We start from the raw sequence: 13224 nt of genomic DNA, 5'->3' as shown, positions 1-13224 counted from the left end.
AGAAACGGGTATGCTGGAAGGGGAGGAACGATGGAAAAGGGATCTCCGGTGGCTGTATTGGATATAGGGACCATCGCGCTTCGGCTTGTGGTCGCCCAGCTCTTTCCAAAGGGTGAGTTCAGGATCCTCGATCGGGCGGTGCGCAACTGTCCTCTGGGTAAGGATGTGTTCGAAACGGGGAGGATCGGGCAGGAGACGATGCTCGCCGCGCTCCAGATACTCAAGGACTTCTGCGAGCTGCTCTCGGGGTGGGGCATCCCGCCTCAGGATGTGCGGGTGATCGCCACGAGTGCCTTGCGGGAGGCCCGTAACAGCGACGCCTTCGTGGAGCGGGTGGAGCGGGAGTTGGGTCTCAGGATCAAAGTGGTGGAAGGGATCGAACAGGGCCACCTCACGTACCTCGCGGTACAGAAGGGCCTCTCCCGAATCAAGGAGTTCGCTCGGACCAACGCCCTCATCCTGGAGGTGGGAGGGGGCTCCACGGAGATCATGGTCTTCAAGCGTGGGAAGATGGTCTCTTCACATTCCCTCAACCTGGGTACCGTACGATTGCTCAAGCAGGTGCCGGGTACGCTCAGGGAGTGGTCGAGGCTCGAGCATTTCGTGAGGGAGGCGATCCTCGGCATCTGGGAGCTCCTCAATTCCGAGCTTCCCCTCGAGAGGATCGCCACCTATGTGGCGGTGGGCGGGGATCCCCGTTTCGTCGCCTCCCGTGTGGGGAGGCGGGAAAAGCTCCCTTTCTGGCGTATCTCAAAAGAGGGATTCCTCGCGTTCCTCCACGAGCTCAAGGATCTCTCTCCAGAGGATTGCGTGAGAAAGTTCAGCCTCTCGTTCGCCGAGGCGGAGAACCTCCTCCCGGCCCTCCTCATCCACAGGGAGTTCCTCCTGAGCACGGCCGCGGACGAACTCATCGTTCCGGACGTGAGTATCAGGGAGGGGGTCCTGGTGGGGATGGCTCTCGGTTCGGAGGTGGAGAGGGAACAGGAGTTCTATCCTCAGATCATCGCCTCGGCGGAGAACCTCGCCCGTAAGTTCTCGTCCGATCTCTCCCATGCCCTGTTCGTGAGGGATCTCGCCCTCACGCTCTTCGACGCCCTTTCCTCCCTCCACGGTATGGATTCCCACGACAGGCTCGTACTGGAGGTGGCGGCCATCCTCCACGACGTGGGAAGGTTCGTCCATCCGGAGCGTCACGAAGTGCACGGGGCGTACCTGGTGAGGAACAGCGATCTGTTCGGGTTCTCCAAGGGGGAGCTCGAAGTGGCAGCCAGGGTGATAGAGCTCCACAGAGGGGCGTGGGTGGAGAGGATACGGGAGATCACCGACCCCGCTGTGCGGTTCCGGGTGAAGAAGCTGGCTTCTCTCCTCAGGGTGGCGGATGCCCTCGACAGGAGTCACCGGCAGAGGTTCGTCCCGGCCGGTGTCGAGGTGACCGAGAGAGAGGTCCTCGTCCGCAGTGAGAGTGGTGCCGGCGGGGAAGGGGAGGCTCTCGCGTTGCGGGAGAAGGGCGACCTCTTCGAAGAGGTATGGGGAAGGAGGATCAGGCTGGTATGAACCAGAGGTTTTTCCACAGGGACTTGAGCTGGGTGGAGTTCAACGCGCGGGTTCTCGCAGAGGGGCTTCGCGAGGACGTCCCCCTCTTGGAGCGGGTGAAGTTCCTCGCCATCACCGGTTCGAACTTCGACGAGTTCTTCCAGGTCCGGGTGGCGACCTTGAGGAAGCAGCGGCGGAGGGGGGACAGGAGTACCTGCCCCTCAGGGATCCGTCCCTCCGAGGCGATCGACAGGATCCACCGCAGGGTCCGCGAGCTGCTCAGGTCGGCCTACGAGGGGTTCGAGCAGAGGATCCTGCCTGAGCTCGAAGCGGAGGGGATCCTGAGGATTCCCAGATCGGAGTTCGACGAGGAGGTGAAGGGCTTCTTCCTCCGTGAGGTGTTCCCGCTTCTCACTCCGGTGAGACTGGAGGATGCGTTTCCCTTCCTTCATCCCGAGCGTTTCTGGATCCTCGGATGCGGTGATGAGGGGAGAAAGGTGCTGGTGGAGATCCCTCCGATGCTCCCTCCTGTGGTGTTCTTCCCCGGACCGGGGGGGAGGGTGCGCTGGACCTTCTTGGAAGAGATGATCGAGGCCTTCCTCCCGGATCTCGTGCCCGGGGTGAGGGATGTCATGGTGTTTCGGGTGCTCAGGGATGCGGATCTCTCGGTGGACGAAGAGCGGGACGAGGATTTCCTCAGGGCCATGGAGGAGGTGCTCGAGGATAGGGCCTCGAGCCGGGCGGTGGCCCTCTTCGTGAGGGAGGGTGCGGACCGTCTCGCCGAGGCGGTGCGGGAGGAGTTGGAACTCGAGGAAGACGCGGTGTTCCGGACAGGGGTGCCGCTGGCCCTTTCGTCGTTGTTCGCGCTCTACGAAGGGATCGATCGGGCGGATCTCAAGGATCCTCCCTGGCCGCCTGTGATGCCGGCGGGCTACGAGGAGGAGCGATCGATCCTGGAGGTCCTGGACGATCGGGATCTCCTCCTTCACCATCCCTACGAATCCTTCTATCCGGTCATCCGCCTCCTCGAGGAGGCGGCAGAAGATCCCGAGGTCCTCGTCGTGAAGATCGTTCTCTACAGGACGGCGAAGGATTCGAGGATCGTGGCGGCCCTGGAGAGGGCCGCCAGAAGGGGAAAGCAGGTCGTGGTCCTCCTGGAGCTCAAAGCCCGGTTCGACGAGGCGAGGAACATCGAGTGGGCGAAGAGGCTGGAACGGGCGGGAGCCATCGTACTCTACGGCATTTCCCATCTCAAGGTACACGCCAAGGCTCTCATGGTGATACGAAAGGATGGGAAGGGGATCCGGCGTTACGTTCACGTCTCTACGGGGAACTACAACGAGCGGACGGCCCAGTTGTACTCCGACATCGGGTTCATGACTTCCCGAGAGGACCTCGCGGCCGAGATCGCCCATTTCTTCAACATGGTGACGGGGTATACCAATATCACCTCCCTCCAGAAGCTGGCGGTCGCTCCTCACACACTCAAGCCCAGACTGATCTCCCTCATCGAGCGGGAGATACATCGCGTCCGCGATGGAGAGAGCGGTCGCATCATGGCGAAGATGAACGCACTCGCCGATCCCGATGTCATCGAGGCCCTCTATCGGGCGTCTCAGGAGGGAGTGGAGGTGCTCCTCAACGTGAGGGGGGTATGTATGCTCGTACCCGGAGTGCCGGGTTTGAGCGAGCGGATCAGAGTGGTGAGTATTGTGGACAGGTTCCTGGAACATTCGCGCATCTACTACTTCGAGAACGGGGGAGAGCCCGATCTCTTCATCGCAAGTGCCGATTGGATGCCGAGAAACCTCGAGCGGCGGGTGGAACTCATGATCCCCGTCGAGAGTCCGGGGCTCAAGAGGAAGGTGATACGTATCCTCACCACCTATTTCGCCGACACCACCCACTCCTATCTGCTTACGCCCCACGGGTCGTATACCCGGGTGACGGGGCCCGAGCCGGTGCGGGCCCAAGAGGTGCTCTACCGGCTCTCTCAGAGGGAGGATGTTTCGTTTTCCTCGTACGAGGAGGAGGGTCGGTTCAGAGTGAGGAAAAAGAGGTGAGAGATCAGCTCTCCAGATAGGTCTTGAGTTGGGTGTAGGCGATCTCCTTTTCTTTCACGCCCGTGCTCTTGACGGCCTTTCGGATGACGGTCTCCCATTCCTCCCTGGGGAGCTCCTGCTTCATCTCCTCGATACAGGCGAAGATGTCCGGATTGTTCGGAATGTTGTAGATCATCTCCTCATCGTAGAAGAAGAGCGAGGCGAGTCGTTTGATGTACTCTCCCACCACATTCCCCTTCTTCTTCTGCTGCTTTCGGGCGAGACTCTCTTGTTTCTTCTGGGCCCGCCGCAACTCCCGTTCCATCTTCTCTATCTCGTTCATCTTCATGTCGCACCCCCTCGCTGTGATGGGACCTCTACGCTGTATCGTTTACATTACTATGATACTCATGGAGGTGGCAAGGTGGTCGGCAGGAAACCCGTTCCATGCTATGGTACGCGGATATGAAGTGGAGAGCAGCACGTGGAGTACTGAAACGGCTCAGTCCTCACCCCTTCTTCATGAGGAGGGTGTGGATGCTCGCCTTTCCCATCGCCGTCCAGAACCTCCTCTTCTCGGTGCTCAACATGGTCGATACGTTCATGATCGGCCAGCTCGGTACCGAGGAAGTGGCGGGTGTGGCCCTCGCCAACCAGTGGTACTTCGTCTTCTTCCTCTTCGTCTTCGCGATAGGATCGGGTGCCGCGATCTTCACCGCGCAGTTGTGGGGTAAGGGTGATGCGGAGGGGGTTCGCCGGTTCGCCGGTATCGCCCTGATCTTCGCTCTCTTCATCGGGGCGGTCTTTTCGATCGTGGCCCTCCTCTTCCCCTCCTTGATCCTCAGGGTCTTCACCGACGACGGTGAGGTGATCGCCCTGGGGCTTTCCTATTTCAGGTGGATCTGGATCTCGTATCCCTTCACCGCCTTCTCCTTCCTCTACGGTATCGTGTTGCGGTCCACAGGGGAGGTGGCGCTTCCCTTCCGGGCCTCCACCATCGCCCTGGTGATGAATACCGTGGGGAACTATCTCCTCATCTTCGGTCCCGGGCCTTTCCCCAGGCTCGGCGTGGAAGGGGCGGCGATCGCGACCGTGATCGCCCGCATCTTCGAGGCGGGGTATGTCCTGATCGCGGTATACCTCCGGCGTACCGTGCTCGCCGCCGGGCTCCGCAGCCTCCTCTCCTTCTCGGGGAGGGAGGTGCGAGACTACCTCGAGAGGGCCCTGCCCGTGGTGGGCAGCGAGGTGGGGTGGGCACTGGGTGTTTCGGCCTACCAGGCGGTCTTCGCCCGGGTGAGCACCGAGGCGGTGGCGGCCTATACCCTCGCCAACACGCTCTTCAACTTCGCGGTGGTGGTCTTCGTGGGGACGAGCAATGCATGCAGCATCATGATAGGGAACGTCCTGGGGAAGGGGCGGGTCCGGAGGGCGCAGGAGTATGCGGTGAGTTTCTCCCTCTGGGCGGTGCTCCTGGGTGCGCTCTCGGGGCTCTTCCTGATCGCTGGATCCTTCTTCTTCCCCTCCTTCTTCAGGATATCCCCGCTCGCAAAGGAGTTCCTCCGCGCTTCGCTGGTGGTGGTGGGGGTGGCGATGCCCTGGAAGATCTTCAACTGGCACGCCACGGTGGGGATCTTCCGCAGCGGGGGCGACACCTTCTTCGGGATGCTCCTCGAACTCGGCGGGGTGTGGGGAGTGGGGGTGCCCATCGCGGTGTGTTCGGGGCTCCTCGCCGGTCTTCCCTTCCCCGTGGTGCTCTCTCTGGTGCAGCTGGAGGAGGTGGTGAAGGCTCTCGCCGGTGTGGTGAGGATACGAAGGGCGAAGTGGATACGGATGGTGCGGGGGGTGCCTGCCGGGGAGGTCCTCATCTCTCCGGAGGGGGTCTCCTCATGAGTCCTCCTGCCCGGTGAATGCGTACGTGTAGCGGTAGCCGTAGCGGAAGGTGCGGGCCGAGGGGAGGGGACGCAGGAGGGTGAGGAAGCGCTCGGTGCGTGGGGGGATGGTGATGCTGAGCTTCCTTGGGGTGGTGGCCTCCATGCCCGAGAGCACGAGCTCCACCTCCACCCGTGCCGGTCGGTCGAATCCGTTGCCCACGTACACCACCACGGTGTCGTCGATCTGCTCGGTGCGGAAGACGATTCTCTCCACGGGTTCCACGGGAGCCTCGTGGTCCTTGAAGTCCTCGTTGCTGAGGAGCCTTCCCAGGACCACGGGGAAGGCAGGGCCGCCGGGGTGGAAGGCATAGTAGTACGAGCCTTCCTCGGGGATCACGGCGGTTCCGTCGTAATTGAGGAACCTGATGGGTATGGAGGTGAGCCCTTCTGTGGTGGGTATGCGCACGTCGAAGTGGAGGTGGGGACCCGAGCTCTGACCGGTGTTGCCGCTGTAGCCTATGAGCTGGCCGGCCTCGACCCGGTCGCCCGGTTCCACGAGCGCACCGTCCTTCCTGAGGTGGACGTAGTTCCCGAAGGTGCCGTCCTCGTGGTAGATGAGGATGTAGTTTGCGTCGTCCCCATAGGAGGCCGAGGTGCCTCCCACAGAGGAGTCCTCCTTCACGTAGGCCGTCACGCCTCCCCGTGCTGCGTAGACCGGTGTGCCTTCATCCATGGCGAAGTCGACCGCATACTCGTTCTCGCCGCGGTGGGTGAAGGCGCCGTGGAAGGCCTGGTCCACACGGTGCTTCGTTCCGTGGGCGAAGGGAAAGAGGTAGAGGTGGTTCTCGTCGGGGTGTACGGCGCGTATGTCTCCCGGAAGGGTCTTCCACCTGATCCTCACGCGGCGGCCTTCCTCGGGTTGTATCGTGAGGATGGGGAGGGGGCCATCCCCTGGGCCGAGGACCGCGGTGAAGGGGATGTCGCCGTCCATGCTCCCGCCGCTGAGCTCCGAGAGGACGAAGGTCCCCGGGATGGGGAGAGGGTTGCGGGCCTCCACCACGATGAGTCCGTCGTCCCGCTGGGTGAACTGGACGATGAGGAAGTCCTCTGCCGCGAGGAGGGAGGAACAGAGGAGGAGGAATGCGAGGAGGGGTTTCATTATATAAGAGGATACTCCCGCAGGGCCCTCGGGGGCAAGCTTCTGTGGACAGATGATGCGGGGGTGGTGCATACTTACTCGTATGATCCCTCTCCTCCTTTTGGGAGTGCTCCTCCTCGGACCCCTGTGGGGGGGCGAGGAGTCCTCCCGGTCCGTCCCGACGTCCGTCCATTCGAGCGAGGGGGGATGGGTGTTGCTCACCTTCGCCGGGGACCTCATGGCACACAACGTGAACTACCGGATGGAGGACTACGATGCCATCTATGAGGACGTGGCCCCCCTCCTCCGGCGGGACGATCTCTCGTTCGTGAATCTGGAGACCGTGGTGAGGGGATCGGCCCCTCCTTCCAGCTTCCCCCGGTTTTCGGTGGACCCTGCCTACGTGGAGGCGGCGGTGCGGGCGGGGTTCGACGTCTTCTCTCTCGCAAACAATCACACGTGCGATCAGGGGGAGGCGGGGGTGAGGAGTACGTTGAAGGAGATGGCGCGCCTCTCGTCGCGGTATGGGATCCACTACAATGGTGCGGTCACCCGGAGGGAGGATCGCTTCACCGTAACCCGGATGGAGGTGAAGGGGGTACGGATCGGGTTCCTGGCGGTCTCGGAGTTCATGAACGAGATCGAGGGCAGCGGGCTCGTGAACTTGGTGTACTTCCCCCACGAGGGGCGCAGGCGGGCCTTCCTCGACTTCCTCTCCCGGGTGACCCCGCAGTACGATTTCTTCGTGCTCTCGGTGCATGGGGGCGAGGAGTACCGTCGGGTCCCGCTCGAGGTGAAGCGGGCCTTCTTCCGTGAGGCGGTGTCGCGTGGGGTGGATGTGGTGTGGTCCCACCACCCGCACGTACTCCAGCCGTGGGAATGGATCCGCACGCCGGAGGGGCGGCGGGCCCTCGTCCTCTACTCGTTGGGGAACTTCGTCTCCGGTCAGACCTGGCGGCTGGGGCCTTCCGACTGGGAGGAGGAGCGGGCCTACACCGGTGAGTCGGTACTCTTCCAGGTGCGGATCCGCAAAGAGGGGGAGCGGGTCGTGATGGTGCCGGGGCAGGTGGTTCCGGTGGTGAATGTGGTGAGGAAGGAGGGGGAGAGGAGGGGTGTGTATGTGGTGAGGGCCTTTTCCGTGCTCACCGGGAGGGTGGAGGTGGATCCCCCCTGGGAGGAGTACTTCAGGAGGCGATACCGGATGTTCCGGGCGTGGGTGGTGGGATGGGGGCTCGATCCCGTACGGGGAGGAAGTCTTCCCTCGAGTGGGGCTTTTCGATAAGGTGAGACACCACAGCGACTATCATGGAGGGACGTATGGCACACTGTGTGGTACCTGAGGCCGAGGAGATCCTCGACAAGCCGTTTCCCGTGCTGGACAGGGGGTTCGTACGACTGGTGGACTACATGGGGAGCGACGAGCGGATCGTCCAGGCGGCGCGGGTCTCCTACGGGAAGGGGACCAAGTCGTACAGGGAGGACAAGGCGCTCATCGACTATCTCCTGAGGAACGAGCATACCTCTCCGTTCGAGCAGGTGGTGTTCACGTTCCATGCGAAGATGCCCATATTCGTGGCCCGACAGTGGGTGCGCCACAGGACCGCCCGGATCAACGAGATCTCGGGTCGGTACAGCGTGCTCCAGGAGGAGTTCTACGTACCGTCGCCTGAGGTGCTTGCTCCTCAAAGCGCGAGCAACAAGCAGGGGAGGGAGGAGGCTCCGTTTCCTCCCGAGGTGGCGGAAGAGATCCGCAAGGAGATGGCCGCGTTTCAGGAGGATGCCTACAGGAGATACGAGGGATTGCTCGAACGAGGGGTGGCACGGGAGCTGGCGCGGATCAACCTCCCCTTGAGTCTCTACACGGAGTGGTACTGGCAGATGGATCTCCACAACCTGTTCCGTTTCCTCTGGTTGAGGCTCGATCCGCACGCCCAGTACGAGATCAGGGAGTACGCGAAGGTGATCCTGGAGATCGTGCGCAGGGTGTGTCCGCTCGCGGTGGCTTCGTTCGAGGAGCACGTGAGGGGTGCGGTGCGCTTCTCTGCGAAGGAGTGGCGGTTCCTCTCCTCCCGGATGGAGCTTCCCGAGGAACCGCCGGAGGGGTTTTCGGGGAAGGAATGGGAGCGGTTCAAGGTGAAATTGCGTGAAGGGAGGCAGGTATGAAGAGGATACTGCTCTGCAGACACGCGAAGGCCGAGAAGGCCCGTCCCGGGGTGGACGATCGGGAGCGGGTGCTCGAGGACCGGGGGGTTCAGGATGCGGCCCGGGTTGCCACGTTGCTTGCGGAGGAGCCGGTGGAGCGGGTGTACGCATCGAGTGCGCCTCGGGCAGCGGAGACGGCGAGGTTGCTGTTCCCCGGGCGGGAGGTGGAGTATGTGGATGCCCTCTATCCTGGTTCGGGAGAGGGATACCTCCGGTTCATCCAGGGGCTTCCGGATGAGTATGGATACGTGGCGCTCGTAGGGCACAACCCGGCGATGGAGGAGTGCGTGAGGTTCCTCGTGGGGCGTGAGGTGGTGCTCAAGACTTCGTGGTGCGCGTTGGTGGTCTGTGAGGTTGAGGGGTGGAGGGAGTGCGACGGGAAGAGGAAGGGACGTCTGGCGTGGGTGGCGATGCCCGAGGGGTTACGTGGATCGGCGGATGGGGGATGAGAGGTCGGAGACCGTGTAGGTGGTGAGGGACTGGCGGAGCCAGGAGAGCTTGGTGCGGTAGGAGAGCGACTCCATCTCCACCTTCTTGTCGTGGGGGAGGAAGGAGACGAGGTACTCGAGGTAGGCGATGAGTGAGGAGAGGCGTGTGGGGTCTCCGGAGGGTGGAGCGGGGGGTGGGGGTTCGGAGGGGGTGCGGGGTTCCGGTTGGGACGGGGTGGAGGGGGGAGGGAGGGGGGAGGCGTGGTCGGAGGGTGTCGGGGGCGGGGTGGGGGGAGCGGCGGGAGCGAGGGGGGGGGTGTATGGGGGCGGAGGAGGTGTGGGTGGTGCCTGGGTGGGTGGTGCCTGGGTGGGTGGTGCCTGGGCGGGTGGTGCCTGGGTGGGTGGTGTCTGGGTGGGCGGTGTCTGGGTGGGTGGTGCCTGGGTGGGTGGTGTCTGGGTGGGCGGTGTCTGGGCGGGTGGTGTCTGGGTGGGTGGTGTCTGGGCGGGTGGTGCCTGGGTGGGTGGTGCCGGAGGAAGGGGCTGTGGTGGCGGAGGGGTGACGGGTGGGGAAGGCGGGACGGCTGTGGAGGGAGGAGGGGGTGTGGGGGTGGGGGAGACGGCCTGGGTAGGGGTGGGGTGCAGGGGTGGGGAAAGAGGGGGCTGCGGTGGAGGCGGGGGGACGGGGCTGCTCGAGGATCCGGTCGAGGGGGACGTGCCGGGGAAAGGCTCTGCTGAGGTGTCGGCGAGATCGAGGAGGGTGGGGCCTTCCTCATCGAGGAGGTGTACATAGGGAGCGATGTTCTCCTCCTCGGGTCCTTCGGATTCTTCTTCCGGTTCGGGTTCCTCCTCCACGACCACTTCCTCGAAGTCGAGGAGGGTGGGGGCTTCTTCCTCTTCAGAGGCCTCGACCTCCCATTCGGTCTCGCTCAACCGAACGAGATCGGTGAGCTTCCTGAGGTTGTGTTCCCATGTGGATCTGTCGTGATCCCCAAAGGACTGGATCGTTTCTTCATAGAGTTCGAGGCTCCTGTTGAGTCCGGTGAGGTCCTCGGGCGTCGCCCTGCTCCCCTGGATGCCCACCAGCGTGTCGATGAGGTCGATGGCCCGTTCCCTCTGTCCGGCTCGCTGGTAGAGTCTCGCACAGGCGGTGAGCACGTCGGGATCCGAGGGGGTCTCCTCCCTCATCTTCTCCAGCAGGGGAAAGGCTTCTTCGATGTTCCCTAGTTCGAGATGGATCTCTCCGAGGAGGAGACGGGCGTTGCGATCATCGGGGTGTGAGGAGAGGTATTCGTTGAGGCGGGTGAGGGCAGCGCGGTATTCCTTGCGATCTTTGAGCGTCTTGATGAGGTCGAGGAGGTAGTCCTCCCGGTGGGTGAGCCGTCGGTAGTGCTCGAAATAGGTGTGTGCGCGGTCCTCCTTCCCGTGGAGGAAGGAGATGATACCCAGGAGACGGGGTATCCTGGGATCGTCGGCTCCCTTTTCTTCGAGGAGGTGCAGTTCCTCTTCGGCCCTGTCGTAGTCTCCTTTGCGGAAGAGGGCCTCTGCATAGGAGACTCTGAGTTGCTCGAGGCCGGGGAATTCGAGGAGCAGGAGGGAGAGTTCCTGTTCCACGTCGAAGAAAGCCTCCTGTGAGGTGAGGAGGTGGAGGATGTTGTGGAGTGCGCGCTCATAGCCCGGTTGGATTCTGAGTGCCTGTACGAACCAGTCGAAGGCCTCCTTGTAGCGGCCGAGGAGGGCCAGGATGCTTCCCATGTTGTTGGCCGCCGCTGCATGGAGCGGGTCGAGGGTGAGTGCTTCCCTGAAGCATGCGAGGGCGGCCTCGTGATGCCCCCTCGATTGTTCCACGATGCCCAGGTTGTTGAGGGCTTCCACCCATCCGGGTCGTTTCTGGAGGGCTCGGTGGAAGGATGCACGGGCCTCTTCGTATCGACCTTCTCTCTGATAGAGGACGCCAAGGTTGTAGAGGAGCGTGGGATGATCGGGATCTGCCGTGAGCCCCTTCTCGAGGACGGCGACGGCCTTGTCGATGGCCCCTCTCTGTTGATAGAGGGTGGCGAGATTGTTGTAAGCCGAGACCAGATGGGGATCGTGTTCGAGGGCCTTCCGATAGGCTGCCTCCGCTTCTTCGAAGAGGCCCGCGTCCTTGCAGGCGTTGGCGAGGTTGTAGAGGATGTCCGGTCTGTCGGGGTCCGCGGCGAGGGCCTTTCTGAAATACTCGATCGCCTTGCGATGGTCGCCTTCCTTGCGGTAGATGACGCCAAGATTGTTGAGGGCCTCCGCCTCTTCCCCACCCAGCTCGAGCGCCTTCGTGAAGGCCTCCTTCGCCTCTTCGTTGCGATCCTGTCGGAGGGCGATCATGCCGGAGAGGAGGTGGACTCCGCTGCTCAGGGGTACCTCATGGAGGAGTTCGTGGACCAGCTTCGAGGCGGTCTCGATGTCTCCGAGGTGGTAGGCGTTCCGGGCCTTCCTGAGGCGCTCCTCCTGGGCCTTCATGTGCAATGTGGGCTCCGACATCTAGAATCCTCCTGCGCGCACTCCGATCTCGTACGAGAACTCGCTCTCATGGGGAGGTACGCTTCGGTCATAGGTGGTGATCGAGAAGTAGTACATCCTCCCCGGCCTGAGCCCGGTGATAGTGTACTCGGTGACATTCCCCGCGTCTATGGGAACCTCGTGGGATTCGTCTTCCCTGCCGAAGTAGAACCCCGGTCTCGTCCCGTAGTAGATACGATAACCTGCGACGTCCTCTTCCCTCACGGGGCTCCAGAACAGACGCACGCCCCCTTCCACGGGTTCTCCTCCCAGCTTTGCCGGTGGCGGCGGGGGGGTGTCCGGCTCGTAGTGAATGTGTATGGCGCGGAGGTGCGGGAGTCGGATGGGATCGTCGGAAAAGAGTGTCACGGAGAACTGGATGAACCGGGTCTCCGTCTTCACGTCTCGGGAGGGGAGTGGTCTCCATGGGCTATCCTGCAGCTCGTGCGGCGCCTGTGCGGTTCGGTAGCGAAGGCCCACGGCGGTTCCTTCCGGGGTGTCGGCTTCCACCTCTATGCGGGTGACGAGTGACCCATGAAAGCCGAGATCTACGGGGACGGTGGTGAAAGAGCCTTCGAGGTGACGGGTGGGAAAGAAGGGCGAGGGGCCGACGGCGCGGGGGAGGACGGCCACCGCGTCGAGGAAACCCGTGAAGCCCTCCCCCATACGGATCGGCTCCTGGGAGATCTCCCCGAGAGAGAGCTGGAACGGAGGGGTCTCTTCGTCTCGGGAAGGGGTGGCGTGAGTGACGGCTTCGATCTTTCCATCTATGAGGAGGATGAGGATCCCTGTGGCGGGATCGTAGGTGATCTGAACGAAGTACCACCGGTCGGGAAGGAGTATGGACCTGGAGGTGAGCGAGAGTGAGTGGAGGGATCCGTCAGGATCCTTGAAGACATTGATGAAGCTCCATCCGATATGCCGTTCTTCCATCCGGCAGACGATCTGCTGGGGGACCCCCCGGGAGGCGTCGAGTCCCGTCCAGTTGAAGAGGACCCCTTGGTCCTGGAAAAAGGCGGTCTTCACCCAGAACTGGATGGTGGAGGGACCCCACTCCTTTCCCGGGGAGAAGATCGTCTCCTTCCTGGTGAAGAGCCGGAGACTCTTGCCCTGCTCCACGGCGAGGGCGTACGTTCCCTCGGGTGCGAAGACCTCCCGGGGCGTGAGGTCGGTCCTGACCTCGAAGTGACCGGTGATGTCCTCGACCACGCCGTTTTCGAAGGAGAGAAACAGGTGGGCGTCCTCCGGGGGAGCCTCACAGGTGGAGAGCGTCACTCCTGTGACGCGTAGCTGTCCTTGGATCTCAGCGGTGGTGAGTTCCACCCGGTGTGCTTCCCCCAGGAGGGTGTTCCACGGCATCGCTTCCGATCCGAGACGGAGGATCTCTTCCATGCTCCACGTCTCGGCGGCTGCACCGAGAAGCCCCACCGACAGAAAGAGTACGCTTCTTATTCTCATCGTTCCTTGCTACATTATAT

At 62.8% G+C, this 13224-nt stretch carries 10 protein-coding genes; 6 read left to right on the top strand and 4 right to left on the bottom strand.

Features of this window, described 5'->3' with window-relative positions:
• Positions 1–30 precede the first annotated feature (30 nt).
• Positions 31–1554: an HD domain-containing protein gene (locus tag STHERM_RS11065; RefSeq protein ID WP_013314979.1), complete on the top strand. Its 1524-nt coding sequence runs from the start codon at positions 31–33 to the stop codon at positions 1552–1554.
• Positions 1551–3596, top strand: coding sequence for a polyphosphate kinase 1 (gene ppk1, locus STHERM_RS11060; RefSeq protein WP_013314978.1), 2046 nt, complete (start codon positions 1551–1553; stop codon positions 3594–3596). The genes STHERM_RS11065 and ppk1 overlap by 4 nt, the downstream gene beginning before the upstream one ends.
• Before the next feature lie 4 nt (positions 3597–3600).
• Here the strand turns inward: ppk1 and STHERM_RS11055 are convergent, their stop codons facing one another.
• Positions 3601–3924 carry an LB_289 family protein gene (locus tag STHERM_RS11055; protein ID WP_013314977.1) on the bottom strand — a complete coding sequence of 108 codons (324 nt, stop codon included), beginning with the start codon at positions 3922–3924 and terminating at the stop codon, positions 3601–3603.
• 116 nt (positions 3925–4040) lie between these two features.
• On the opposite strand from STHERM_RS11055, the gene STHERM_RS11050 reads away from it, so the two are divergent.
• Complete coding sequence (locus STHERM_RS11050; protein ID WP_041623656.1) at positions 4041–5465, top strand: MATE family efflux transporter; 1425 nt, start codon at positions 4041–4043, stop codon at positions 5463–5465.
• On the opposite strand, the gene STHERM_RS11045 is transcribed toward STHERM_RS11050, so the two are convergent.
• On the bottom strand, positions 5460–6605 hold the full coding sequence (locus tag STHERM_RS11045; protein ID WP_269464877.1) for a M23 family metallopeptidase: 1146 nt from the start codon (positions 6603–6605) through the stop codon (positions 5460–5462). The two genes, STHERM_RS11050 and STHERM_RS11045, sit on opposite strands and share 6 nt — an antisense overlap.
• A gap of 82 nt (positions 6606–6687) precedes the next feature.
• Here STHERM_RS11045 and STHERM_RS11040 point away from each other — a divergent pair, with 82 nt between their 5' ends.
• The 3 genes from STHERM_RS11040 to STHERM_RS11030 are packed head-to-tail and all read left to right on the top strand — an operon-like array spanning position 6688 to position 9235.
• Positions 6688–7866 (top strand): CapA family protein, encoded by a 1179-nt coding sequence (locus tag STHERM_RS11040; protein ID WP_148223915.1) that lies wholly within the window; start codon positions 6688–6690, stop codon positions 7864–7866.
• A gap of 35 nt (positions 7867–7901) precedes the next feature.
• A complete protein-coding gene (gene thyX, locus STHERM_RS11035; protein ID WP_013314973.1) occupies positions 7902–8747 on the top strand; it encodes an FAD-dependent thymidylate synthase in 846 nt (281 codons plus the stop codon).
• Entirely contained in the window at positions 8744–9235 is a 492-nt protein-coding gene (locus STHERM_RS11030) for a SixA phosphatase family protein (protein ID WP_013314972.1), read from the top strand. The genes thyX and STHERM_RS11030 overlap by 4 nt, the downstream gene beginning before the upstream one ends.
• Here STHERM_RS11030 and STHERM_RS12705 read toward each other — a convergent pair.
• Positions 9209–11728, bottom strand: coding sequence for a tetratricopeptide repeat protein (locus tag STHERM_RS12705; protein ID WP_013314971.1), 2520 nt, complete (start codon positions 11726–11728; stop codon positions 9209–9211). The genes STHERM_RS11030 and STHERM_RS12705 overlap by 27 nt on opposite strands.
• The gene (locus STHERM_RS11020) at positions 11729–13204 is read right to left on the bottom strand and encodes a fibronectin type III domain-containing protein (protein WP_013314970.1); all 1476 of its coding nucleotides are present in this window, start codon (positions 13202–13204) and stop codon (positions 11729–11731) included.
• Positions 13205–13224: the final 20 nt, after the last annotated feature.

Origin of the sequence: Spirochaeta thermophila DSM 6192, from assembly GCF_000147075.1 — a bacterium.
Taxonomy (GTDB): Bacteria; Spirochaetota; Spirochaetia; order Winmispirales; family Winmispiraceae; genus Winmispira; species Winmispira thermophila_A.
The sequence above is the reverse complement of the archived record's forward strand: the minus strand, read 5'-3'. Positions and strand labels throughout refer to the sequence as shown.

What these genes read in the sequence shown, in the direction of transcription:
- STHERM_RS11065 (WP_013314979.1), top strand. Translation starts at nt 31, where the DNA reads ATGGAAAAGGGATCTCCGGTGGCTGTATTGGATATAGGGACCATCGCG.
- ppk1 (WP_013314978.1), top strand. Translation starts at nt 1,551, where the DNA reads ATGAACCAGAGGTTTTTCCACAGGGACTTGAGCTGGGTGGAGTTCAAC.
- STHERM_RS11055 (WP_013314977.1), bottom strand. Translation starts at nt 3,924, where the DNA reads ATGAAGATGAACGAGATAGAGAAGATGGAACGGGAGTTGCGGCGGGCC.
- STHERM_RS11050 (WP_041623656.1), top strand. Translation starts at nt 4,041, where the DNA reads ATGAAGTGGAGAGCAGCACGTGGAGTACTGAAACGGCTCAGTCCTCAC.
- STHERM_RS11045 (WP_269464877.1), bottom strand. Translation starts at nt 6,605, where the DNA reads ATGAAACCCCTCCTCGCATTCCTCCTCCTCTGTTCCTCCCTCCTCGCG.
- STHERM_RS11040 (WP_148223915.1), top strand. Translation starts at nt 6,688, where the DNA reads ATGATCCCTCTCCTCCTTTTGGGAGTGCTCCTCCTCGGACCCCTGTGG.
- thyX (WP_013314973.1), top strand. Translation starts at nt 7,902, where the DNA reads ATGGCACACTGTGTGGTACCTGAGGCCGAGGAGATCCTCGACAAGCCG.
- STHERM_RS11030 (WP_013314972.1), top strand. Translation starts at nt 8,744, where the DNA reads ATGAAGAGGATACTGCTCTGCAGACACGCGAAGGCCGAGAAGGCCCGT.
- STHERM_RS12705 (WP_013314971.1), bottom strand. Translation starts at nt 11,728, where the DNA reads ATGTCGGAGCCCACATTGCACATGAAGGCCCAGGAGGAGCGCCTCAGG.
- STHERM_RS11020 (WP_013314970.1), bottom strand. Translation starts at nt 13,204, where the DNA reads ATGAGAATAAGAAGCGTACTCTTTCTGTCGGTGGGGCTTCTCGGTGCA.